Below are 21,168 nucleotides of genomic sequence, written 5' to 3'. Positions count from 1 at the left end.
TGCCCGGAATACTCAACAGCCGTGAATTTTAACGGATTTTCCCCAAACAATCAGCAAGTGCGGCTTCGTCCAGAAAATAATGGCAGATTTCCACGCCGTCCGGCCCGCAAAGCACCGGAATCAGCGTGCCGTAACGGGCTTCCAGTGCAGGATCCAGGTCAATATCCACCTCCTGCACGCTAAACCCAGAACGCGTCTGATGCGGTGCCAGTGCCGCCAGAAGGTCGTCACACAGATGGCAGTAGCGCCGCAGATAGACCGTCAATACGGTCTGGCTCATGGCATACGCAATGGTATGTACACCGTATCCGGACCGCGCTTGACCAACAGAGCCACACGCTTGCTGGCTGCCGCCTCTGTCAGCAGCTTGTCGAACTGTGCAACGCTTTTCACCGGCACATTGCTCACCGCCAGAATCACATCTCCTGGCTGGATACCGGCACTCGCAGCGGCACCTTGCGATTCTTCGACCAGTACGCCATGGCTAACTCCCAGAGCGTGCCGCTGCGCCGTGCCGATATCGGCGAGCACCAAACCGACTTTATTGGGTATGCTGGCTGTTTTCGCCGGTTTTCCTGAGGCGGTTTTTTTATCGGGAAGCGCCCCCACGATAACGCTGATGTTTTTGGGCGCGCGATTGCGCCACACTTCCATCTCAGCCTTGCTGCCCGGCTTTGTGGCAGCAACCAGACGCGGCAAATCAAACGAGCGATTAATGGTTTTCCCGTTGAACTTGAGGATCACATCGCCCACCTGCACCCCGGCCTTATCGGCCGGGCCGCCTTTTTCCACGCCCGATATCAGTGCTCCGGCGGGCTTGGGCAAACCAAACGCTTCGGCATTGCCGGCATTGACCTCCTGAATCACCACGCCCAAACGCCCGCGACTGACCTTGCCCTGAGTCTTGAGTTGGTCGGCGACCTGCATGGCCACATCAATGGGAATGGCAAATGACAAGCCCATATAACCACCCGAACGCGACAGAATCTGCGAATTGATTCCGATCACTTCACCCTTCATGTTGAACAGCGGCCCACCGGAGTTACCCGGGTTCACCGCCGCATCGGTCTGAATGAAGGGCACATAATTGTCGCTTGGCAGCGCACGGCCGGTAGCGCTGACGATCCCTGCCGTGACCGAATTTTCAAAACCGAAGGGCGAACCGATTGCAATCACCCATTCCCCCACTTTGATCTGATCCGGTTTGCCGATAACAACCGTGGGGAGATTGGTGGCGTTGATCTTGATGAGCGCGACATCGCTGCTATCGTCCGAACCGATAACCTTGGCACGGAATTCGCGTCGATCGGTGAGCTTGACCGTCACCTCGTCCGCACCGTCCACCACGTGGGCATTGGTCAGAATATAACCGTCGGAACTGATGATAAAACCCGAGCCGCTGCTGCGCACCGGCACTTCACTCGGTACCTGGTTCTGTGGCGGCGGCATGGCGCCATCTGGCAGAGAGCCCGGCGGCATGAAACGGCGGAAAAATTCAAGCATGTCCTGTTCGGACATCGCCTGTCCCTGTCCGCCGGACTTGACCAGCTGGGTGCTGGTAATGTTTACCACGGTGGGACCGTATTTCTCCACCAGCCCGGTGAAATCAGGTAAGTCGCGCGCCCACGCAAAGGTCGTCAACATTAACCATAATGCCCATACCCAAACTGCTTTTTTCATGATCCGAGTTCCTTTAATACGAACAAGTTTTCATTTACCGCACGTAAGATTACTGGCTGAAAACGGGCATCACGTGCGGCCCTACGGCTAAACCACAACAGCCAGATAGTGCCCAGAACAAATCCTGCTCCCGCCCCGGCGATGGACCAAACATCGCTATTCGCCAGCGGTGCGAAATGACTGGCCAGCATGGCTCCCATAAAGACGAGCAGAAGAGGCAGCAGATACACTGCGCCGGATCCGCGCAACACCGCGCCGTCTGCCACACCGATCACCACGGCATCACCCACCTTGCTACCACGCGGGTCGAGCACCCGGTAACGCTTGCTGCGCAGGGTAAATACCTGGCCAATGCGGTCCGCACCGCAACCGCCGCCCTTGGTACCGCAAGCGGAACAACCCGATGGCTCCATTGGCTCGACCAAGGCCGCTCCTGACTCAACCTCCAGTACCCTGGCCTGCGTTTCGATCATTTGGTGTCGCCTTGCTTGACCAGGCTATCTGCCATCTGTATCACCGTTTCAGAGGGCACTTCGCCTAGCGCCGTAACCTGGTATTTACCCACTGGACGTGCGTAGACATTGAGTAGACTGCGGGTGGACAAGCCGCGCATCGGATTGGACAGATTGGCATAGGGCTCGATAAACAGCGATACAGTAGCCAGACCATCCGAATAAACCAGTTGCACTACCGGGGTTTTCTTGCCCGGCAACATGCGTCGCGCTTCCATCACCTTGGCAAACCCGGCAGGTAACTTTTTGACGCGCCAGTCAGTCAATCCATAGGTATCTTCACTTGCCACCTGCACGGTTTTCTTGTTGTCGAACCCCGAGCTGAAAGCGTCGCGCGGCGCGCCGCCGATGCTCACCTGGGTAAACACGAACTGTCCAGTGGGCTTGCTGTCGGCATCCAGCGGCTGCGCCTTCAGCAACAGCCCGGTGGCCGCATCCGCCCATAAAATATAGCCATACCGGTATTCATCCTTGGGTACCAGCATGACGCCTACGCAGTCGTGCCCGGCAACCTTGGCATGACCCAGTGGCTTCAATGTGTATTGTTCTGCCAACGCAGAGGCGGGTACCGGCAACAGTGCCGGAAAAAACTTGTGACGATGGCGTTTTTCCACCTTGACTCGATTACCGTCCGGGATATAGCAGACCACTTCGTCATTGACGCTCACATAGGCATGGGGCGGTCCCGACAGCACATCGATTTTGGACATTTCGACGCCATTGTCGACGCGATGCGATACTTTGGAAACTTCGACTGTGGAACCGTGCTGGTACACGAAGGTGCCTGTGTAATTGAGTTTCTCGGCGGCAGCGGCCACCTGATTCAGCCATGCAACCAGATCACCCGGATAGGCGCTTCCAGCCGCATTGGCCAGCGGCATCGCCGCCAGCCACAACCAAATCAACCACCATCTCATCGTGCGGGATCCGCCGGGACTTCAAAAGAAGCATTGGCAAGCATTGCTCCGGGTGAGAAATCACGGTGCGCCGCCACATAATCATTCATGTCATTCTGCGTATTGGAAGAAGACTGACCAGGACTGATTGCCGCCAATTGATTACCGCTAAAAGGCTGGGTATCGTTTTGCATCAGATTGACAGCTCCCCATGCCACCAGCATCACCGCCGCCAAAGAGGCCGCACCAGGGATGCCAAAGCGCGTCATCAGCGAACGCCGTGGCGCCAGCACAGTGGGTTCCTCAGCCAGCAACAGGCTGATCCGGGTTGCCAGATCGGATTTTAGCGCAGGGGTATTGCGCAGGCAGTCACCGATGATGTGGTAGCTCTGCCAGCGTGTGCGCCAGTCCGCGCCCTGGCTCAATGTTTCCAGAATGCGCACGGTTTCCTGATGATCCAGTTCACCATCGGCAAGCGCAGACAGTGTAGTGTCTTCAGTAAGCGGCTTGCTTTCATGAGTAGTTATTGCAGAATTTCGCATAGCGTTACTCCTTACCATCTTGTATCTTTGCTGGTGCCCAAAATCGGGCGTAGGCGCGCTGCAATTGCCTCACGCGCGCGGAAAATTCTGGATCGTACCGTACCAATCGGGCAACCCATGATCTCGGCGATCTCTTCGTAGCTCATCCCTTCCATCTCGCGCAGCGAAATCGCCGTGCGCAAATCCTCTGGCAAATCCGCCATTGCCGCATTCACAACTTGGGCAACCTCTTTGGAGAGAAGTTCGTTCTCTGGCGTATTGAAATCGCGCAAGCCATCTGCATCTTCAAAACCCTCTGCTTCTTCGGCATCGAACTCGGTTGTGGTGGGGGCACGCCGCCCGCGCGACACCAGATAATTTTTCGCGGTGTTGATACCGATTCGGTATAACCACGTGTAAAAAGCCGATTCGCCGCGAAAGGACGGCAAGGCGCGATAGGCCTTGATAAACGCCTCCTGCGAGATGTCCTCCACCTCGGCCGCGTCGCGCACAAAGCGCGACAATAACCGAGCCAGACGCCGCTCGTATTTAATCACCAGCAAATCGAAAGCCCGCTTGTCACCGCGCTGCACCCGCTCCACCAGCAGTTGATCGACATCGCGATCACTCATCGTGAGTCTTCATCCCTGATTCCTGTTGTAGTGCCGTAGTATACCTGCGGCCAAGGCAATGCTGCACCGGCATGCCTCTTGCGCGAGAGAGACAGTCCTATCGATAATGAAGTTCCGTTGCGGCTTCCGAAAATGGGTATTCAGCCGCATAACGCTCTGCTATCCTTGCCGCACCCTATTTCCGGCAGGTTTAATACAGGTCAATATGGAGCGCACCGACGTACTTATCATCGGCAGTGGCCTGGCCGCACTGACCACCGCACTGCATCTGGCACAGCAGCGCCGGGTTACTCTGCTGACCAAAAAAACACTGCAGGATTCAGCCAGCGTCTGGGCACAGGGCGGCATCGCCGCAGTGCTCGCCGATAATGACTCGATCGAGGCGCATATCCGCGACACGCTGGTGGCAGGGGCGGGTCTCTGCAATGAACGCACCGTGCGTTTCGTGGTGGAGAACGGCCAGGCCGCGGTACAGTGGCTGGTGGAAATGGGCGTGCCGTTTACTGCCGATGCAGCCAGTTCGACCGGGTTTCATCTCACCCGCGAGGGGGGCCACAGCACGCGCCGCATTATCCACGCCGCCGATGCCACCGGCCGGGCAGTCCAAAAAACCCTGTGTACCCAGATCCGCGACAATCCCAATATCACCCTGCTCGAACACCACATCGCCATCGACTTGATCACCGGTGACAAACTCGGGCGTGACGACCACACCTGCCATGGAGTGTATGCACTGGATAATGCCAGCGGCCAGGTCAAGACCTTCGCCGCCAGCCATACCGTGCTGGCCACCGGCGGCGCGGGCAAGGTTTACCTGTACACCACCAACCCCGATGTCGCCACCGGTGACGGCATTGCCATGGGCTGGCGCGCCGGGTGCCGGGTGGCGAACATGGAGTTCATCCAGTTCCACCCCACCTGCCTGTATCACCCGCATGCCAAATCCTTTCTGATTACCGAAGCAGTGCGCGGCGAGGGCGGGCTGCTCAAATTGCCTGACGGCGCTCGCTTCATGGCCGCGCATGATCCGCGTGCCGAGCTGGCGCCGCGCGACATCGTGGCGCGGGCGATTGACTTCGAGATGAAAAAACGCGGCCTCGACAGCGTCTATCTGGACATTTCGCACAAGCCGGCAGAGTTCATCCTCGAGCATTTTCCTACCATTTACGAGCGCTGCCGCGCGCTGGGCATCGACATCACGCGCGAGCCGATCCCGGTGGTGCCCGCTGCGCACTATACTTGCGGCGGCGTGGTCACCGATCTGGCGGCGCGCACCGATCTCACCGGGCTGTATGCAGTCGGCGAGGTCGCCTGCACCGGGCTGCATGGTGCCAATCGGCTGGCCAGCAACTCGCTGCTCGAGTGTCTGGTATTTGGCCGTGCCGCTGCTGAAGATATTCTGGCGAGTGCGGGCGCGCCGCCAACCAGCATTCCGGAATGGGACGCAAGCCGCGTCACCGACGCCGACGAAGAAATCGTGCTCTCCCATAACTGGGACGAACTGCGCCGTTTCATGTGGGATTACGTCGGCATCGTGCGCACCAATAAACGCCTGGCACGCGCCGCCAGCCGAATCCGGCTGCTGAATGAAGAAATCAACGAGTATTACCGCAACTTCCGCGTCAGCAACGACCTGATCGAATTGCGCAACCTGGTGCTCACCGCCGATCTGATCGTGCGCTCTGCCCAACTGCGGCGCGAATCGCGCGGCTTGCACTTTAGCCGCGACTACCCGGACATGCTGCCGGTCACCGGCAACACCGTGCTCAATCCGCGACCGGGCCGGGTGTGTCCGGGGGCGTGCGACCTCCCCACTTTAGACTGACGCGCAGGCGACGGAAATCGTTGCCTGCCAGGCTATCCGGCAGCAGCGTCAATGCCACCGTTTTGCCGTCCTCCAGCCGCAAACGCAATACCGTCAGCGCGGGGGTCACAAAGGCATCCAGCAAACGCGCAGTCTGCCAGGCGTCATCGCGCCGCAGGCGAAACGTGCCGTCGGCATCCAGTTCCAGCCCGGTAAAACGCCTGCGCGAATGCTGCATCAAGTTGTAAGCGAGACTTGCCAGCAGCACCAGACTGCCTGATACGCGCCCCCACCCTTCCGGAAACGCCCACCATACAACCCAGCCTGCAACACCATGCATGACAATCAGCATGCCCATCAGGCGGCGCGATAAATACACATTGATGCGTAAAGGCGGCAAGTTCATGGCGATGATTGTAGAATAAGCGCATTCGGATTCCCATTTCATTGCACACCATGACCCAGAACATCCTCGATACCCTTCAAACCGGCGCAGTATTCGCCGACCTCGCACCGCTGGGGTTGATTGCCTTCAGCGGCGAGGACACCGCCACCTATCTGCAAGGCCAGCTCACCAATGACGTGCGCAAGCTCGCCACTGGCGCAGCGCAGTACAGCGGTTTTTGCTCGCCCAAGGGTCGGCTGCTGGCCAGTTTTCTGCTCTGGAACCAGAACGGTGCGACCTACATGCAGCTCGCCGGCGACTTGCAGGAAGCCATCCAGAAGCGCCTGTCCATGTTCATCCTGCGCTCCAAAGTCAAAGCCCGCGATGCGCGCTCCGAGATAGTCCGCATCGGCGTAGCCGGCAAGCATGCTGCCCGGTTGATCGAAGCGATACTGGGTGTGTTACCGCCTACCGATATGGGCGTGGTGCACACTCCGGCGGGCAGCGTGATCCGCCTGGCTGCCGAGCGTTACCAGATCATCACCACACCCCAATCCGCCGCTGCGCTCAGTGAGACCTTGAGCCGCGACGCCAGCCAGATCGATTATCCAATCTGGCAGTGGCTGGAAATCCGCGCCGGCATTCCCACCATCCTGCCCGCCACGCAGGAGCAGTTCGTCCCGCAGATGGTCAACTTCGATCTCACCAACAGCGTCAATTTTCAAAAAGGTTGCTATACCGGCCAGGAAATCGTCGCCCGCACCCAATACCTGGGCAAGCTCAAGCGCCGCATGTATCTGGTGCACAGCGACAGTCCCGCTGCGCCCGGCGACGAACTCTACAGTGCCGACATGGAAGGCCAGGCCAGCGGCATGATCGTCAACGCCCAACCCGCCCCCAACGGCGGCTGGGATGCGCTGGCGGTAATCCAGATCAGCAGCGCTGACGCCCATCCCATCCACCTCAAGTCGCTCGATGGCGCGCGCCTGGCGATCGAACCCCTGCCCTACCCTCTGGCGTGAACCACTATTACATTTACTACCGGGTGAAAGACGACGACGCCGAAACCGAAACCCAGATACGCGCCATGCAAACGCGCCTCGCCTGCCGCAGCGGCGTCACCGGCCACCTGCTGAAACGCCGCGACGATCCATCCACGTGGATGGAAATCTACGAAAATGTGGCGGATAGTAACAACTTTGAGCACCAACTCACCCGTACCGTGTCCGAGTTCGATGTGGACATGTTTTTAACCGGCGATGGGCGGCGCGTGATCGAGTGCTTTGTCGGGGATGTTGCGGCATCATCCATACCACTCTGCAAGACAAACTAAGACGTATTTTTTCAACCACTGACAGACAGGAAATCAAATTGGCCAAACCCAACTATCAATACGAAAAGCGTCAAAAAGAGCTCGCCAAGAAAAAGAAGAAAGAAGACAAGCTGAAGGAAAAAGCGCAGAAAAATGAAGAGCCGGCGGCAGACGACACAGCGGATGCGCCTGCTGATAGCGGTTCAGGAAATACCAAATAAATACCGCGTAATCATCAGTCCCGGCTTTGTACAGTCGCTCACGTCATGCATTTGACCTTGCTGGTTCCTTGAAGGAGTGGAATATGTTGCAGACCATCGAAGTGGAAATTGACGCCACTGGACATATACACCCGCTGGAATCCATCCAAAATTGCCAGTGGGCCGTGGCCTTGCTGACGCTGCTGAAGCCGCCTGTTGATGAAGCACTGCAGTTGGCAGAACCCACTCTGGCGGAAGATTGGCTGAAACCCGAAAATGACGCCGCATGGGCACATTTGCAGCCGGCCAAGTAGTCCGCCATTGCAGATCTGATCGCGGCTGACAAGCTGGATGAAACACGGAATGACGTCGTTGCCCTGATTCGGGGGTAAAATTGATTCAGATAGATTATTTAATAAAATCAATATGTTAATTATGTGTCGTGTCTGGTTCTATTATTATTTCCTATTATTTCCTTTTACTTTCATGGCCCGCACCGGTTAAAACGGTGTTAGGCAAACCGAGGCAACATGAAGTTTGAATTAGAAGAAAGCCTCAGAGGCGCACCCGATGAGGAACTGTTGGAAGACATGCGTCGCAGCGCCCAAGCGATTAGCAGAGACACAATCACTATTGCCGAATACGGGGAAATCGGAAAAGCTCATCCAAGTACTATTCAACGAAGATTTGGGTCGTGGTTCAAAGCGTTAAAGCTAGCAGGCCTGCAACCCAGCAGATCGAAATTTGGTATTACCCATGAAGAACTCTTTGAGAACATCAAGTCGCTATGGATAAGACTCGGTCGCCAACCCAGATACGACGAAGTGAAAGCACCTAGTTCCCAGTTCTCGGCTGGTACATATGAAAACCGATTCGGTTCATGGTCAAAAGCACTTCGCGAGTTTGTGGCATGGGTCAACTCTGACTCCCCGGATCAACCCCAACAAGACACAGAAACGGAGCGGGGCACGGCGGATTCAACCGTTCAAATGGGCTTAGCAAAGCGCCGTACTCGACGAGAAATATCAGATCGCCAAAGATTCCGAATCCTCGTAAGGGACGGTTTTCGATGCAAATCATGTGGTGCTAGTCCATTGATGAAGCCAGGTATCGAATTGCACGTTGATCATATTCTGCCTTGGTCAAAAGGCGGAGAGACAACCGACGACAACCTTGAAACCAAGTGCAAACAATGCAACCTTGGCAAGGGGAACGCATTTAATGCCTAATGAATTAACGGGGTCGTGATCGATATTGCCCGCATATTGAAGCAGCCTGACTTATTGGGAACCACCTGACTGGAAGATAGTCTGCTGTTTGTAAACCGATGAACTGACAGTCCACTCCCTGTAAAAATCATAGGTATCTTAAATGAGTACACTTTTTTCACCATTCAAGCTGCGTGACCTGGAATTTAAAAACCGGATTTTTGTCTCGCCCATGTGCCAGTATTCGGCGACTGACGGCCTTGCCAACAACTGGCATCTGGTGCATCTGGGTTCACGTGCGGTGGGTGGCGCGGGGCTGGTGATGGTCGAGGCAACGGCGGTCACGCCGGAAGGGCGGATTTCTCCCGGAGACTTGGGGTTGTGGTCGGAGCAACATGCGCGGGCGCTGGCTCCCATCGCCCAATTCATCAAGGAACACGGCGCGGTGCCGGCGATCCAGCTTGCCCACGCCGGGCGCAAGGCGTCTACCGATGTGCCATGGCGCGGAGGCAGCGCATTGACTGCTGATACCGGCGCATGGCCGGTGGTAGCGCCTAGCCCCGTGGCGTTTTCGCCGACATCGCCCATGCCGGTCGAGTTGAGTCCGGCACAGCTTGATGTCATTTGCGCGCAGTTTGTGGAGGCCGCCAAGCGCAGCCTAGAGGCAGGCTTCGAAGTGGTCGAGCTGCATTTCGCGCACGGCTATTTGCTGCACGAATTTCTGTCTCCGCTCAGCAATCAGCGCAACGATGAATACGGTGGTTCGCTGGAAAATCGCACCCGCTTTCCACTCCAAGTAGCCCGTGCGGTACGCGCGGCATGGCCGCAACATTTACCGCTCTTTGTGCGCATCTCGGCCACCGACTGGGTAGAAGGCGGCTGGGATCTGGCGCAATCCATTCAGCTCGCGCACTGGCTCAAAGCCATCGGCATTGACCTGATCGATTGTTCCTCCGGCGCTCTGGTTCCATACGCCAAAATCCCCGTCGCGCCCGGCTTTCAGACCCCCTTTGCCACCGCAATCCGCAACCAGGCCGGTATCGCCGTCGGCACAGTGGGGCTGATTACCGCGCCCGAGCAGGCGGAGCAGATCGTCGCCACGGGACTTGCGGATGCAGTCCTGCTCGCCCGCGAGTTGTTGCGCGACCCGTACTGGCCGCTGCACGCAGCCACAGCGCTCGGCGTCAAGCTGGACTGGCCGGTACAATACCAGCGCGCCCAGCCAGGCCGATAATCCTGAAAACGGTACTGACCATACGGAGCGCACGGGGCTGCTGCTTTCCCCGGGTTTATTGACGTGCGCAGCGCAGGTTGGGTGGCAACGGGCTGCCGCTGATATTGCTGCGCCACGGGTTGATGTCCAGCCCGCCGCGCCGTGTGTAACGGGCGTAGACGGCGAGCTTGAGCGGTTTGCACTGGCGCAACACGTCCATGAAAATGCGCTCCACGCATTGCTCGTGAAATTCATTATGGGTGCGAAATCCAATCAGATATTGCAGTAACCCGGCCTGATCAATCGGTGCGCCCACATAGTGAATTTGCACGCTGCCCCAGTCCGGCTGGCCGGTGACCAGACAATTGGATTTGAGCAGGTTGGATACCAGTTTTTCCTCGACCGGTTCGGCATCCTGCGACGCACGCAACAAGGCCGGGTTGGGCGCGTAGCTGTCCACTTCGATATCCAGCCGGTCCAGCGGCAGGCCCTCCAGTTCTGCGAAAGCCACATTGCCAAACGCATCGGGCAGGGTCAGGCGCACTTGTACCGATGCGCCCACGGCTGCCGACACATCGGCCTTCAGGCGCGCCAGCAGGGTATCGGTGCCGTCCAGCCGGGTCTGGTTGTAGCTATTCAGATACAGCTTGAACGACTTGGACTCGACGATATTGGGCGACTCGGCGGGAATAATGAAAGTCGCAATGGCAACTTGCGGCTTGCCGCGCAGGTTGAGCCAGGAAACCTCGTAGGCATTCCAGATATCCGCGCCGAAAAACGGCAGCGTGCCGCAGATGCCGATCTCGTTGCGTTTGTCCTGACGGGGGATGGGAAACAATAGCGAGGGGTCGTATTCAGCCTGGTAACAGGCGGGTTTTCCCAGCAATGACTGTTCCGGTGTATTCATGTTCCCTCGCTCATCGGTACGCGCTGCGCCACGGCGCACAACAACTCATAGCTGATGGTGCCCGCAGCCGCGGCGACCGCCTCCACCGGCAGGCCTTTCCCCCATAGCACCACCGGCGCACCGACTCCGGCGCCGGGAATGTCAGTCAAATCGGCGCACAGCATATCCATGGAAACGCGCCCCAGCGTGCGCGTGCGCTGGCCATTCACCAGAATCGGCGTGCCGGTGCCCGCGTGACGCGGGTAACCATCGGCATACCCGCACGCCACCACGCCGACGCGCATGGGTCGATCGGCGATATAGCTGGCGCCGTAGCCTACCGCGTCGCCGGACGCCAGGGTCTGCACGGCAATAATGCGGCTCGACAAGGTCATCGCCGGCTGCAGATCCAGCGCATGAGCGTCTTCCTCGGCAAACGGCGACGCCCCATACAGCATGATGCCGGGGCGCACCCAGTCGCGTCGCGTCGCCCGGTAACGCAGCAGCGCGGCAGAATTGGCGAGACTGACGGGGTGATCCAGATCAGTAAACGCCGCCTGGATGATCTCAAGCTGGCCGCTCACGCCAGCCGCCTCATCCGCGGTGGCGAAATGGCTCATCAGGGTGATTTCGCTCACATTGGCACACGCCGTCAACCGCGCCAATGACGCGTGAAAATCCTCAGGTTTGAATCCCAGCCGGTTCATGCCGCTGTTCAGCTTGAGGAATACCGGAAACGGGCTGACGGGATGAGCCTGTTCCAGCATGGCGATCTGTTCGGCATGGTGGACGACCAGGGTGACACGCTGGGCCTCGCACTCCGCCAGTTCAGCCGCGTCGAACATGCCTTCCAGCAGCAGGATGGGCTTGCCCCAGCCAAGATCGCGCAGGTGGCCGGCTTCTTCCAGGGACATTACCGCGAACCCGTCCGCATCCCACAGCGCCCGCGCCGCCCGGCGCAAACCATGACCATAACCGTTGGCCTTGATCACGGCCATGATGCGTGCATCCCCTGCAAGGCGCCGCGCTACGGCCAGATTATTCTGCAGTGCGGCGGGATGAATGCGTGCGATAAGCGGGCGTGACATTGCGCGGCTTAATTAATAATTACCGCCGCCGCTGGCGTAGTTCTCGAAGCGCGTATGCTCGCCCAGGAAAGTCAGGCGTACGGTGCCGATGGGGCCGTTCCGCTGCTTGCCGATAATGATCTCGGCGCTGCCCTTGTCCGGGCTGTCGGGGTTGTAGACTTCGTCGCGATAGATGAACAGGATCACGTCGGCGTCCTGCTCGATGGCGCCCGATTCGCGCAGGTCGGACATCACCGGGCGCTTGTTGGGACGTTGCTCCAGCGAGCGGTTGAGCTGGGACAGCGCGATTACCGGCACCTGCAGCTCTTTCGCCAGCGCCTTGAGCGAACGCGATATTTCCGAAATCTCGGTGGCGCGGTTTTCACCGCTGCTGACACTGGACATCAGCTGCAGGTAGTCGATGATGATCAGCCCCAGCTTGCCGCACTGACGGTGCAGGCGGCGCGCGCGGGCGCGCAGTTCGAGGGCGTTGAGCGCGGGCGTTTCATCGATAAATATCGGCGCATCATTAAGTTTACCCACCGCATAGGTCAGCTTTTGCCAGTCGTCATCCTGCAGGCGGCCGGTGCGGATCTTGTGCTGGTCGAGGCGACCGATGGAGCCCAGCATACGCATGACCAGCTGCGCCCCGCCCATTTCCATGGAGAAAATGGCTACCGGCAGGCCGGTGTCAATTGCCACGTTTTCGCCCATGTTGATCGAAAACGCAGTCTTGCCCATGGATGGCCGCCCGGCCACGATAATCAGGTCGCCCGCCTGCAGACCTGCCGTTTTCTGATCCAGGTCGGCAAAGCCGGTGGGTATGCCGGTAACATCGCTCTGGTTGTCGCGGCTGAACAGTTCGTCGATGCGCTCCACCACCTCGGTGAGCAGGGGCTTGATTTCGAGAAAGCCCTGCTGGCTGCGCGCGCCCGCTTCGGCAATGTCGAACACCTTGGCTTCGGCCTGGTCGAGCAGATCATTGGCCGAACGGCCGGCCGGATTGTAGGCGGACTCGGCAATCTCGGTGCCCACTTCCACCAGTTTGCGCATGACCGCGCGCTCGCGCACGATCTCGGCGTAGCGGCGGATATTGGCGGCAGACGGCGTGTTCTGCGCCAGCGCGACCAGATAGGCCAATCCACCCACACTGGAAAGCTCGCCGTGATTTTCCAGCAACTCGGCTACGGTCACCACGTCGGCGGGCTTGCCCTGCTCGATCAGCTTGGTGATCATGCGATAAATGAGCTTGTGATCATGCCGGTAAAAGTCATTCTGGTTGATCAGGTCAGCAATGCGTTCCCAGGCGTGGTTTTCCAGCAACAGCCCGCCCAGCACGGACTGCTCAGCCTCGACGGAATGCGGCGGCATCTTGAGCGCGGCGAGTTCGGGATCAGCAGTATTTCGGAATGTGGCCATGTCTTGGTTTTAATGAGGCAGCGCTTAGCGCGAAGCGCCATTTTAACGCGTCCCGGACTGCTGGGTGAAAATCCAATAAAAAAAGGGGCTGTACTCAGCCCCTTTTCTGCGGTTATGAAACCGGCTTAGTGTTCGCCCAGCACCGAAACGGTAATCTCGGCCACCACATCGGCATGCATCGCGACGCTGATGGGGAAATCACCGATGGCCTTGAGCGGGCCCGTCGGCATGCGCACTTCCGCCTTGGCCACTTCAAAGCCCTGCGCATTAAGCGCGTCAGCAATATCCGCATTGGTTACGGAGCCGAACAAGCGGCCATCCATACCGGCCTTCTGCGTAATCTGCAGCATGAAACCAGCCAGTTTCTCGGCACGTGCCTGAGCCGCAGCCAATGTGGCCGCATGTGCTTTTTCCAGCTCGGCGCGTTTTTCCTCGAAGTGCTTGAGATTGGCGCTGGTGGCGCGCTTGGCCTTGCCTTGCGGGATCAGAAAATTACGCGCGTAACCGTCCTTGACCTTGACCACATCGCCCAGGGTACCCAGGTTGACCACTTTTTCCATCAGAATGATTTGCATGGCGGTCTCCTTAATGCAGGTCGGTGTAAGGCATCAGCGCCAGGAAGCGGGCGCGCTTGATGGCAGTGGAGAGCTGACGCTGATACCGGGTCTTGGTCCCGGTAATGCGGGCCGGGATGATCTTGCCGTTTTCAGCGACAAAATCTTTCAGGATTTCCACGTCTTTGTAGTCAACCCACTTGATACCTTCAACGGTAAAGCGGCAGAACTTGCGACGTTTGAACAACTGGCGGGAACCTTCCCGGCGCTTGGTGTTTTTGCTATTGGTTGGACGAGGCATGATGCACTCCTATCTAAACTGTTTTTAAGCTGCAAATATGCAGCACGATCTGATTACTCTGCGGACTCTTTCGGGCCAGGAAACCTTCCACACTGATGTGGCTGCCGCCGGGTAGAGCACTGATACCTTGCGCTATTTCCCCGATTGCCACCGCTGCCATCTCTACATTTACCCGGCGCACTACACCTGCTTCCATCTGCTGCGATTCATGGCGGATATGCAGGTTCACCAAGGGTACCCCAGCCGGGGTATAACGCAGCGCTTCGGGTTCAGCAACAACGCCGGTCAGCGTCAGCCGGTTGGTTTCCAAGCACTCAGGCAGCCGATGCTTCCGGAGCGGCCTGCTCGGGCTTGGCTTCAACCGGCGGCTGGGTCAGGGAGCGCGATTTCTCTTCCTTCATCATTGGCGATGGCGCTGTGACTGCCTCATCCATCCGCACTGTCAATTGACGCAACACCGCATCATTGAACTTGAAGCCATGCTCAAGCTCGTCCAGGGTTTCCTGGTCGCACTCGATGTTCATCAACACATAGTGGGCTTTGTGGACTTTCTGAATCGGATAAGCCATCTGACGACGGCCCCAGTCTTCCAGACGATGAACCAGACCATTTCGCGCTGCAATCTGGCCACGATAGCGCTCGATCATTGCGGGCACTTGCTCGCTCTGATCGGGGTGCACGATAAATACGATTTCATAATGACGCATGCAAACTCCTTCTGGGTTAAAGCCCCCCGTGCGTTGGCGGTGGGGCAAGGGAAACCGCGCATTGTACCGGTTATTCCTGCATTTTTCAATGGTACTCGGTGCATCAATCCCATACTGGCGTCAATAGTTACCCGCGTCAGTACGCAAGCAACTTGGAGGCAAACTTTATTCCGCCAGCCAGTTCTCCGCCCCCTCCAAATCCTCGAAAACCTGAATCTGCGCTTCCACGAACAGGCGTGTGACCCACGCGCTCCAGATCATCCACTGGCTTTGGGCCACGACAGCAACACGGGCAAAATCAGCTGCATGCGCGCGACCAAAACTGATTTCTTCCCACGCCACATCCACAGTGAATTTGAGCATGTCGCGCAAATCCAGCAATAGATTTACTCGCCCTTCAAGCTTCACGCCATACAGGATGGTCTGTTCAAATTCGCGGTAATCCGCCAAGGTAAATTCGCCCAGTACGGCCGCGCGGACAGTATTGCCGCTGATAGAGATATTGATCATGGAATTCCCGATATTGTTGTGGATAGCTGAGAACAACTATAAGTGAGTTGTCGGTGACAGGCAAAAAAAGCGGGCGTCCGAAGACGCCCGAAATACCGCATGGAGGATGAAGATGAAACATGCATTAACTCGTAAACACATGCTCCGATTAACATTAAGCAAATCCCATGCCAAATAATTTATTGTTGAATAACATGCAATTAGTGAAATTTCATTGTGGTTGCTACGCCTCAGAACTGTGCACTCCGGATTTATTTCGCCCCAACTGTACGCACACCCACCAGCCCGCTGATCACAATAAGTCCCATACCCAGCCATGCCTGCAGCGGTAAAATTTCATGCCATAACAGCATGCCAAACAAGCTGGCAAAAATTACGGTGCTATAGGCGAGGCTGCCCACTACCAAGGCATTGCCAAGACGATATGCGCGCGTCAAAGCAAGTTGCGCCAGCGTGGCGGAGATTCCCAGACCGAGCACCAACAAGGCTGCGTGTGCATTGATCGCGTGCCAGCCATTCCTCGCCGCCCATGCGCCAGCGCCCAGCGTGGACACCAGCGTAAAATAAAATACCGTACGCCAGTCCGGTTCACCCATGCGGCTCAAAACACGCAGATTCAAATATGCCACGCCCGCCAGGAAACCCGATGCCAATCCCATCAGGCCGGCGCTCAATTGCGCACTCTCAAGACTTGGGCGCAACAGCAACACCACCCCGAAAAACCCCAGCGTCACGCCCGCCACCAGAGGCCAGTGCGGTTTTTCACCGTGCCACAGGGTGAGCAATAACGCCAGAAACAAGGGTGATGTGTAGTTGAGCGTTACAGCCGTTGCCAACGGCAACACATCAATCGCATGGAAAAACAGGAGTAGTGCGACAAAGCCTGAAATACTGCGCACCAGATGAGCTCGCAAATGCTGGGTGGAGAATGGCCGCGCGAGATGTGGATGACGGCGGCGGATCACCCAGTAAATCATCACCAGGCCAAACAGGGACCGGTAAAACACCAGTTCGGCACTGGAAAACTGGTCCGAAGCAAGTTTGACCAGCACGCCCCTGATGGCGAACAGCAAACCCGCCACCAGCATCCAGGCGGATTTCACTCGCTCAGATGCGGTGCAATCTCGCGCCGAATGAATTCATGAAAATGCACCATGCCGTCTTCCATCGGAGATTGATATGGTCCCGCCTCATCGCGCCCCTGGCGGTAAAGTTCACGGCGCCCCTGGTGCATACGGCGGCAAATTTCATCGTCTTCGAGCGCGGTTTCGTTATAAGCGGCCTGTTCGGCCTCCACGAATTCACGTTCGAACAGGGCAATATCTTCAGGATAATAAAACTCCACCACATTGCGGCAGGATTCGATACCGGTAGGGATAATCGTGCTGATCACCAGCACATGCGGGTACCACTCCACCATGATGTTGGGATAGTAGGTCAACCAGATCGCCCCCTGGCGAGGGGCCTGGCCAGCATTGTATTGCAGCACCTGCTCCTGCCATTTTTGATACACAGGTGTGCCCGGCTTGCCCAGACCACGTGCTACGCCAACAGTCTGTACGCTATACCAGTCGCCATATTCCCATTTGAGATCGGCGCAAGTGACGAAATTGCCCAGGCCTGGGTGGAAAGGCTCGACGTGGTAATCCTCCAGATAAACTTCGATGAAAGTCTTCCAGTTAAAGTCGTAATCCTCGACCATCACGCGGTCGAGCATATAGCCGTCAAAATCCAGGTCTTGCAGCACGCCCAGCCTGGCCAGATCGCGCGCCACATCACGTTGGCCAGTGAACAGCAGGCCGTTCCAGTTTTGCAGGGGCGTCTTGCCCAGATTAAGACAGGGATTGCCGGGGAAATGCGGCGCGCCGAGCAGGCGGCCTTCCATGTCATAGGTCCAGCGGTGCAGCGGGCAAACGATGTTTTTGCTGTGGCCCCGTCCCTCATACATCATGGCCTGGCGGTGACGGCAAATGTTGGAAACCATTTCCACACCGTTTGCGTTATGCACCAGCATGGCCGCATTGTGCGTCGTTTCCAGTACCTGATAGTCACCCACATTGGGCACCATCAGCGTATGGCCAACATAGCCCGGCGCGCAGGCGAACAGGTATTCTTGCTCAAGCGCATAAACCTGGGCATCGAAATACCAGCTGATTGGTAGCTGGGGAGAGGTGTTGGTCAACGCAGCGCTGACAGCCAAATCGGTCATATTTAAATTCGGAATACCCTGGACGAAGTCCATGGACACGGATAATCAAGCTGACTGAGCGCCGCTTAAGCCCCTGTAACGCAAATGAAAACAAAGAGCGGAATTATCGCCAAAAATAGCTTTGAGCGCAATAATTCGGTAAGATTTCTGCCTTTGCCTATTCTCCACTGCAATGACACGCAAGCCCCCAGCCCAGCCTCAGAGCTTTGAAACCGCCATGGCGGAGTTAGAGCGCATCGTCGCCGACATGGAATCCGGCCAGTTGCCTTTGCAGCAATCACTGGCCGCCTATCAGCGCGGTGCCGAATTGCTGCAATTCTGCCAGCAGGCGCTCGCTGCCGCGCAACAACAGGTGCAGGTACTGGAAAACGGCGTGTTGAAACCATTCACCACCCCGGACAGCAATGATGAATCCTGATTTTCTTGCCTGGTCCGGTAACCTGCAGGCGCGCATCGAGACCGTGCTGGAACGCCTGCTGCCTGACCCTCAACACACCCCGCAAACTCTGCACGCAGCAATGCGCTATGCCACGCTGGAAGGCGGTAAACGTGTGCGTCCGCTTCTGGCGTTTGCTGCTGGCGAGGTGGTGGGTGCCGATCCTGCGAGAGTGGAAATCGCAGCGAGTGCAGTTGAACTGATCCACGCCTATTCGTTGGTACACGACGACTTGCCGTGCATGGACAACGACATGTTGCGCCGCGGCAAGCCTACCTGCCATGTCGAATACGGTGAAGCCACGGCGCTGCTGGTGGGTGATAGCCTGCACAGCCTGGCATTCGAGCTGATCTCTGCACACACATTGTCGGATACCCCCGAACGCCAGCTGGAAATGGTGAAGCTGCTGGCCCTTGCGGCCGGATCGCGTGGCATGGCCGGCGGCCAGGCGATCGATCTGGTCAGCGTGGGGCAGACGCTCACACTGCCCGAACTGGAATTCATGCATATTCACAAGACCGGCGCCCTGATTCGCGCATCTGTACTGCTGGGCACCTACTGCGGCAGCGCATTGGACGATACTGCATTGGCCAAACTTGATCATTACGCCAAATGCGTCGGCCTTGCGTTCCAGGTGGTGGACGATATCCTCGACGCGGAAGCACCCACTGCCACGCTGGGCAAAACTGCCGGCAAGGATGCCGAAAACAACAAACCCACTTATGTAACGCTGATGGGCGGTGCGCGCGCCAAGGCGTTCGCCGCCGAATTGCACAGCGATGCCCTGGACGCGCTGGCTGGATTCGATTCGGCGCAACGCCTGCGCGAGTTGGCCGATTTCATTGTGCAGAGACAATTTTGACTTCCACTTATCCGCTGCTGGACAGCGTTGCTTTACCTGCCGACCTGCGCAAACTGAACCGGGAGCAACTGGAACCACTGGCCGCAGAACTGCGTGCCTTCATTCTGCACAGCGTCGCGCAAACCGGTGGGCATCTCGCTTCCAACCTGGGCGCGGTGGAACTCACCATCGCCCTGCATTATGTGTTCAATACGCCGGATGACCGGCTGGTGTGGGACGTTGGCCACCAGAGCTACCCGCACAAGATACTCACCGGCCGCCGCGAAGTCATGGCCGGGCTGCGCAAAGCCGGGGGCATTGCCGGCTTCCCCAAACGGGACGAGAGCCCCTTTGATACCTTTGGCACCGGTCACTCCAGCACCTCGATTTCTGCGGCACTGGGGATGGCGGTAGCGGCCAAACTGGCTGGACTGGAACACCGTTCGGTAGCCATTATCGGCGACGGCGCAATGACTGCCGGCATGGCATTCGAGGCGCTCAACAATGCAGGCGACATCGACGCCAACCTGTTAGTCATATTGAACGACAATGACATGTCGATCTCGCCCAACGTCGGCGCGCTCAACAATTACCTGGCCAGGCTCATGTCCGGGCGCTTTTACGCCGCCGCGCGGCGCGCCGGTGAAAAAGTGCTGGGCAAGGTTCCGCCCATGCTGGAACTGGCACGCCGCACCGAGGAGCACGTCAAGGGCATGGTCACTCCGGGTACCCTGTTCGAGGAATTCGGCTTCAACTACATTGGCCCGATAGACGGCCACGACCTCGACGTGCTGGTGGATACGCTCACCAACATCCGTCGCCTGCGTGGCCCGCAATTTCTGCACATTGTCACCCGCAAGGGTAAAGGCTATGCGCCGGCCGAGGATAATCCCTGCCTGTACCACGGTGTGAGCCGGTTTGAACCCGACACCGGCATCGTGGAAAAAATCGCTGCCAGACCCACCTACACCCAGGTATTCGGCGACTGGTTATGTGACATGGCGGCGACCGAACCGCGCCTGATCGGCATTACCCCTGCCATGCGCGAGGGATCCGGGCTAGTACGCTTCTCCGAGGAATACCCTGATCGTTACTTTGATGTCGGCATTGCCGAGCAACACGCGCTGACCTTCGCTGCGGGCCTGGCCTGCGACGGCTACAAGCCGGTCGTGGCGATCTACTCCACCTTTTTGCAGCGCGCCTACGACCAGTTGATCCACGACATCGCCCTGCAGAAACTGCCGGTGGTGCTGGCGATAGACCGCGCCGGGCTGGTGGGCGCGGATGGCCCCACCCACGCCGGCAGTTTCGACTTGAGCTACCTGCGCTGCATTCCCAATCTGACGCTGATGACGCCCTCTGATGAAAATGAGTGCCGCCAGATGCTCTACACTGCAATGACACTGGATGGTCCTGCTGCCGTGCGCTACCCGCGCGGCACCGGGCCGGGTGCCGCAATCGAGGCTACCATGCATGCATTACCGGTCGGCAAGGGCATCTTGCGTCGCACCGGTCGGCGCGTTGCATTGCTGGCGTTCGGCAGCATGGTCGCCCCCGCACTGGCTGCCGCGACCAGGCTCGACGCCAGCGTCGCCGATATGCGCTTTGTTAAGCCGCTGGACGAAGAACTGCTGCATCAATTGGCACAAACTCACGAACTGCTGGTCACGCTGGAAGAAAATGCGGTGATGGGCGGCGCCGGTAGCGCAGTGAGCGAATGCCTGCAGCGCCTGGGGTTGTCCACCCCAGTAGTGCAGATGGGCTTGCCCGACCTCTTCATCGATCATGGCGACCATGCCACCATGCTGAAAAACTGCGGGCTGGATGCAGACGGTATTGAAGCCATGGTGCGCCAGCATTTACCTGAGTAGTTTA

General features: G+C 57.9%; 27 protein-coding genes. 10 read left to right on the top strand and 17 right to left on the bottom strand.

Translation table 11 applies throughout. The features are described 5' to 3' along the window. Positions 1 to 28: 28 nt before the first annotated feature. The 6 genes from ACFDAU_RS03975 to rpoE are packed head-to-tail and all read right to left on the bottom strand — an operon-like array spanning position 29 to position 4,241. Positions 29 to 280: a glutaredoxin family protein gene (locus tag ACFDAU_RS03975; RefSeq protein WP_413438722.1), complete on the bottom strand. Its 252-nt coding sequence runs from the start codon at positions 278 to 280 to the stop codon at positions 29 to 31. Further along, on the bottom strand, positions 277 to 1,680 hold the full coding sequence (locus tag ACFDAU_RS03970; RefSeq protein ID WP_413438721.1) for a DegQ family serine endoprotease: 1,404 nt from the start codon (positions 1,678 to 1,680) through the stop codon (positions 277 to 279). The genes ACFDAU_RS03975 and ACFDAU_RS03970 overlap by 4 nt, the downstream gene beginning before the upstream one ends. Beyond that, positions 1,677 to 2,153 (bottom strand): SoxR reducing system RseC family protein, encoded by a 477-nt coding sequence (locus tag ACFDAU_RS03965; protein WP_413438720.1) that lies wholly within the window; start codon positions 2,151 to 2,153, stop codon positions 1,677 to 1,679. The genes ACFDAU_RS03970 and ACFDAU_RS03965 overlap by 4 nt, the downstream gene beginning before the upstream one ends. Next, entirely contained in the window at positions 2,150 to 3,109 is a 960-nt protein-coding gene (locus ACFDAU_RS03960) for a MucB/RseB C-terminal domain-containing protein (RefSeq protein ID WP_413438719.1), read from the bottom strand. Before ACFDAU_RS03960 ends, ACFDAU_RS03965 begins: the two co-directional genes overlap by 4 nt. Continuing rightward, positions 3,106 to 3,630, bottom strand: coding sequence for a sigma-E factor negative regulatory protein (locus tag ACFDAU_RS03955; RefSeq protein ID WP_413438718.1), 525 nt, complete (start codon positions 3,628 to 3,630; stop codon positions 3,106 to 3,108). The genes ACFDAU_RS03960 and ACFDAU_RS03955 overlap by 4 nt, the downstream gene beginning before the upstream one ends. A gap of 11 nt (positions 3,631 to 3,641) precedes the next feature. Beyond that, entirely contained in the window at positions 3,642 to 4,241 is a 600-nt protein-coding gene (gene rpoE, locus ACFDAU_RS03950) for an RNA polymerase sigma factor RpoE (protein ID WP_413438717.1), read from the bottom strand. Positions 4,242 to 4,446: 205 nt separating this feature from the next. Here rpoE and nadB point away from each other — a divergent pair, with 205 nt between their 5' ends. Further along, positions 4,447 to 6,066, top strand: coding sequence for an L-aspartate oxidase (gene nadB, locus ACFDAU_RS03945; RefSeq protein ID WP_413438716.1), 1,620 nt, complete (start codon positions 4,447 to 4,449; stop codon positions 6,064 to 6,066). On the opposite strand, the gene ACFDAU_RS03940 is transcribed toward nadB, so the two are convergent. Beyond that, the gene (locus ACFDAU_RS03940) at positions 6,008 to 6,493 is read right to left on the bottom strand and encodes a protein YgfX (protein ID WP_413438715.1); all 486 of its coding nucleotides are present in this window, start codon (positions 6,491 to 6,493) and stop codon (positions 6,008 to 6,010) included. The genes nadB and ACFDAU_RS03940 overlap by 59 nt on opposite strands. 8 nt (positions 6,494 to 6,501) lie before the next feature. On the opposite strand from ACFDAU_RS03940, the gene ACFDAU_RS03935 reads away from it, so the two are divergent. The 6 genes from ACFDAU_RS03935 (at position 6,502) to ACFDAU_RS03910 (ending at position 10,384) form a co-directional block, all read left to right on the top strand. After that, a complete protein-coding gene (locus ACFDAU_RS03935; RefSeq protein WP_413438714.1) occupies positions 6,502 to 7,452 on the top strand; it encodes a YgfZ/GcvT domain-containing protein in 951 nt (316 codons plus the stop codon). Further along, positions 7,449 to 7,763 carry a DUF4936 family protein gene (locus ACFDAU_RS03930; protein WP_413438713.1) on the top strand — a complete coding sequence of 105 codons (315 nt, stop codon included), beginning with the start codon at positions 7,449 to 7,451 and terminating at the stop codon, positions 7,761 to 7,763. The genes ACFDAU_RS03935 and ACFDAU_RS03930 overlap by 4 nt, the downstream gene beginning before the upstream one ends. A 38-nt stretch (positions 7,764 to 7,801) precedes the next feature. Then, on the top strand, positions 7,802 to 7,963 hold the full coding sequence (locus tag ACFDAU_RS03925) for a hypothetical protein (protein WP_413438712.1): 162 nt from the start codon (positions 7,802 to 7,804) through the stop codon (positions 7,961 to 7,963). Positions 7,964 to 8,046: 83 nt separating this feature from the next. Beyond that, on the top strand, positions 8,047 to 8,256 hold the full coding sequence (locus tag ACFDAU_RS03920) for a hypothetical protein (RefSeq protein WP_413438711.1): 210 nt from the start codon (positions 8,047 to 8,049) through the stop codon (positions 8,254 to 8,256). 216 nt (positions 8,257 to 8,472) lie between these two features. Further along, positions 8,473 to 9,171: a homing endonuclease associated repeat-containing protein gene (locus ACFDAU_RS03915; protein ID WP_413438710.1), complete on the top strand. Its 699-nt coding sequence runs from the start codon at positions 8,473 to 8,475 to the stop codon at positions 9,169 to 9,171. A 142-nt stretch (positions 9,172 to 9,313) separates the two neighbouring features. Then, complete coding sequence (locus tag ACFDAU_RS03910; protein ID WP_413438709.1) at positions 9,314 to 10,384, top strand: NADH:flavin oxidoreductase/NADH oxidase; 1,071 nt, start codon at positions 9,314 to 9,316, stop codon at positions 10,382 to 10,384. A 55-nt stretch (positions 10,385 to 10,439) separates the two neighbouring features. Here the strand turns inward: ACFDAU_RS03910 and queF are convergent, their stop codons facing one another. From queF to ACFDAU_RS03860, 10 genes are all read right to left on the bottom strand, one after another. Further along, on the bottom strand, positions 10,440 to 11,270 hold the full coding sequence (queF, locus tag ACFDAU_RS03905) for an NADPH-dependent 7-cyano-7-deazaguanine reductase QueF (RefSeq protein ID WP_413438708.1): 831 nt from the start codon (positions 11,268 to 11,270) through the stop codon (positions 10,440 to 10,442). Further along, positions 11,267 to 12,337: an alanine racemase gene (gene alr, locus ACFDAU_RS03900; RefSeq protein WP_413438707.1), complete on the bottom strand. Its 1,071-nt coding sequence runs from the start codon at positions 12,335 to 12,337 to the stop codon at positions 11,267 to 11,269. Before alr ends, queF begins: the two co-directional genes overlap by 4 nt. Positions 12,338 to 12,349: 12 nt before the next feature. Beyond that, positions 12,350 to 13,735: a replicative DNA helicase gene (locus ACFDAU_RS03895; protein ID WP_413438706.1), complete on the bottom strand. Its 1,386-nt coding sequence runs from the start codon at positions 13,733 to 13,735 to the stop codon at positions 12,350 to 12,352. 125 nt (positions 13,736 to 13,860) lie between these two features. After that, positions 13,861 to 14,310: a 50S ribosomal protein L9 gene (gene rplI / locus ACFDAU_RS03890; protein ID WP_413438705.1), complete on the bottom strand. Its 450-nt coding sequence runs from the start codon at positions 14,308 to 14,310 to the stop codon at positions 13,861 to 13,863. A 10-nt stretch (positions 14,311 to 14,320) separates the two neighbouring features. After that, on the bottom strand, positions 14,321 to 14,590 hold the full coding sequence (gene rpsR / locus ACFDAU_RS03885) for a 30S ribosomal protein S18 (protein ID WP_124704950.1): 270 nt from the start codon (positions 14,588 to 14,590) through the stop codon (positions 14,321 to 14,323). Positions 14,591 to 14,603: 13 nt separating this feature from the next. Beyond that, positions 14,604 to 14,900, bottom strand: coding sequence for a primosomal replication protein N (gene priB, locus ACFDAU_RS03880; protein ID WP_413438704.1), 297 nt, complete (start codon positions 14,898 to 14,900; stop codon positions 14,604 to 14,606). Between the two features lie 4 nt (positions 14,901 to 14,904). Beyond that, positions 14,905 to 15,297, bottom strand: coding sequence for a 30S ribosomal protein S6 (gene rpsF, locus ACFDAU_RS03875; RefSeq protein WP_124704951.1), 393 nt, complete (start codon positions 15,295 to 15,297; stop codon positions 14,905 to 14,907). Positions 15,298 to 15,462: 165 nt separating this feature from the next. Beyond that, positions 15,463 to 15,807 carry an STAS/SEC14 domain-containing protein gene (locus tag ACFDAU_RS03870; RefSeq protein ID WP_413438703.1) on the bottom strand — a complete coding sequence of 115 codons (345 nt, stop codon included), beginning with the start codon at positions 15,805 to 15,807 and terminating at the stop codon, positions 15,463 to 15,465. Between the two features lie 251 nt (positions 15,808 to 16,058). Beyond that, a complete protein-coding gene (locus ACFDAU_RS03865; RefSeq protein WP_413438702.1) occupies positions 16,059 to 16,910 on the bottom strand; it encodes a DMT family transporter in 852 nt (283 codons plus the stop codon). Continuing rightward, complete coding sequence (locus ACFDAU_RS03860) at positions 16,907 to 18,016, bottom strand: aromatic ring-hydroxylating oxygenase subunit alpha (RefSeq protein WP_413438701.1); 1,110 nt, start codon at positions 18,014 to 18,016, stop codon at positions 16,907 to 16,909. The genes ACFDAU_RS03865 and ACFDAU_RS03860 overlap by 4 nt, the downstream gene beginning before the upstream one ends. A gap of 172 nt (positions 18,017 to 18,188) precedes the next feature. Here ACFDAU_RS03860 and ACFDAU_RS03855 point away from each other — a divergent pair, with 172 nt between their 5' ends. From ACFDAU_RS03855 to dxs, 3 genes are read left to right on the top strand one after another with little or no spacing between them, the layout of a single operon-like run. Then, positions 18,189 to 18,434, top strand: coding sequence for an exodeoxyribonuclease VII small subunit (locus ACFDAU_RS03855; RefSeq protein WP_124704954.1), 246 nt, complete (start codon positions 18,189 to 18,191; stop codon positions 18,432 to 18,434). Next, positions 18,424 to 19,314 carry a polyprenyl synthetase family protein gene (locus ACFDAU_RS03850; RefSeq protein WP_413439499.1) on the top strand — a complete coding sequence of 297 codons (891 nt, stop codon included), beginning with the start codon at positions 18,424 to 18,426 and terminating at the stop codon, positions 19,312 to 19,314. Before ACFDAU_RS03855 ends, ACFDAU_RS03850 begins: the two co-directional genes overlap by 11 nt. Further along, positions 19,311 to 21,164, top strand: a complete 1,854-nt coding sequence (dxs, locus tag ACFDAU_RS03845; protein WP_413438700.1) for a 1-deoxy-D-xylulose-5-phosphate synthase — start codon at positions 19,311 to 19,313, stop codon at positions 21,162 to 21,164. The genes ACFDAU_RS03850 and dxs overlap by 4 nt, the downstream gene beginning before the upstream one ends. Positions 21,165 to 21,168: the final 4 nt, after the last annotated feature.

Source organism: Sulfuriferula sp. GW1 (genome assembly GCF_047300855.1).
Taxonomy (GTDB): domain Bacteria; phylum Pseudomonadota; class Gammaproteobacteria; order Burkholderiales; family Sulfuriferulaceae; genus Sulfuriferula.
This window is presented reverse-complemented; position numbering and strand designations above follow the sequence as displayed.

Bases quoted from the DNA above. Each gene is read 5' to 3' on its own strand.
- ACFDAU_RS03870 (WP_413438703.1), bottom strand. From the start codon at position 15,807: ATGATCAATATCTCTATCAGCGGCAATACTGTCCGCGCGGCCGTACTG.
- ACFDAU_RS03975 (WP_413438722.1), bottom strand. From the start codon at position 280: ATGAGCCAGACCGTATTGACGGTCTATCTGCGGCGCTACTGCCATCTG.
- ACFDAU_RS03895 (WP_413438706.1), bottom strand. From the start codon at position 13,735: ATGGCCACATTCCGAAATACTGCTGATCCCGAACTCGCCGCGCTCAAG.
- rpoE (WP_413438717.1), bottom strand. From the start codon at position 4,241: ATGAGTGATCGCGATGTCGATCAACTGCTGGTGGAGCGGGTGCAGCGC.
- queF (WP_413438708.1), bottom strand. From the start codon at position 11,270: ATGAATACACCGGAACAGTCATTGCTGGGAAAACCCGCCTGTTACCAG.
- ACFDAU_RS03915 (WP_413438710.1), top strand. From the start codon at position 8,473: ATGAAGTTTGAATTAGAAGAAAGCCTCAGAGGCGCACCCGATGAGGAA.
- ACFDAU_RS03920 (WP_413438711.1), top strand. From the start codon at position 8,047: ATGTTGCAGACCATCGAAGTGGAAATTGACGCCACTGGACATATACAC.
- rpsF (WP_124704951.1), bottom strand. From the start codon at position 15,297: ATGCGTCATTATGAAATCGTATTTATCGTGCACCCCGATCAGAGCGAG.
- ACFDAU_RS03850 (WP_413439499.1), top strand. From the start codon at position 18,424: ATGAATCCTGATTTTCTTGCCTGGTCCGGTAACCTGCAGGCGCGCATC.
- ACFDAU_RS03970 (WP_413438721.1), bottom strand. From the start codon at position 1,680: ATGAAAAAAGCAGTTTGGGTATGGGCATTATGGTTAATGTTGACGACC.
- ACFDAU_RS03860 (WP_413438701.1), bottom strand. From the start codon at position 18,016: ATGACCGATTTGGCTGTCAGCGCTGCGTTGACCAACACCTCTCCCCAG.
- alr (WP_413438707.1), bottom strand. From the start codon at position 12,337: ATGTCACGCCCGCTTATCGCACGCATTCATCCCGCCGCACTGCAGAAT.
- ACFDAU_RS03965 (WP_413438720.1), bottom strand. From the start codon at position 2,153: ATGATCGAAACGCAGGCCAGGGTACTGGAGGTTGAGTCAGGAGCGGCC.
- ACFDAU_RS03940 (WP_413438715.1), bottom strand. From the start codon at position 6,493: ATGAAATGGGAATCCGAATGCGCTTATTCTACAATCATCGCCATGAAC.
- rpsR (WP_124704950.1), bottom strand. From the start codon at position 14,590: ATGCCTCGTCCAACCAATAGCAAAAACACCAAGCGCCGGGAAGGTTCC.
- nadB (WP_413438716.1), top strand. From the start codon at position 4,447: ATGGAGCGCACCGACGTACTTATCATCGGCAGTGGCCTGGCCGCACTG.
- ACFDAU_RS03960 (WP_413438719.1), bottom strand. From the start codon at position 3,109: ATGAGATGGTGGTTGATTTGGTTGTGGCTGGCGGCGATGCCGCTGGCC.
- ACFDAU_RS03935 (WP_413438714.1), top strand. From the start codon at position 6,502: ATGACCCAGAACATCCTCGATACCCTTCAAACCGGCGCAGTATTCGCC.
- ACFDAU_RS03855 (WP_124704954.1), top strand. From the start codon at position 18,189: ATGACACGCAAGCCCCCAGCCCAGCCTCAGAGCTTTGAAACCGCCATG.
- ACFDAU_RS03910 (WP_413438709.1), top strand. From the start codon at position 9,314: ATGAGTACACTTTTTTCACCATTCAAGCTGCGTGACCTGGAATTTAAA.
- ACFDAU_RS03955 (WP_413438718.1), bottom strand. From the start codon at position 3,630: ATGCGAAATTCTGCAATAACTACTCATGAAAGCAAGCCGCTTACTGAA.
- rplI (WP_413438705.1), bottom strand. From the start codon at position 14,310: ATGCAAATCATTCTGATGGAAAAAGTGGTCAACCTGGGTACCCTGGGC.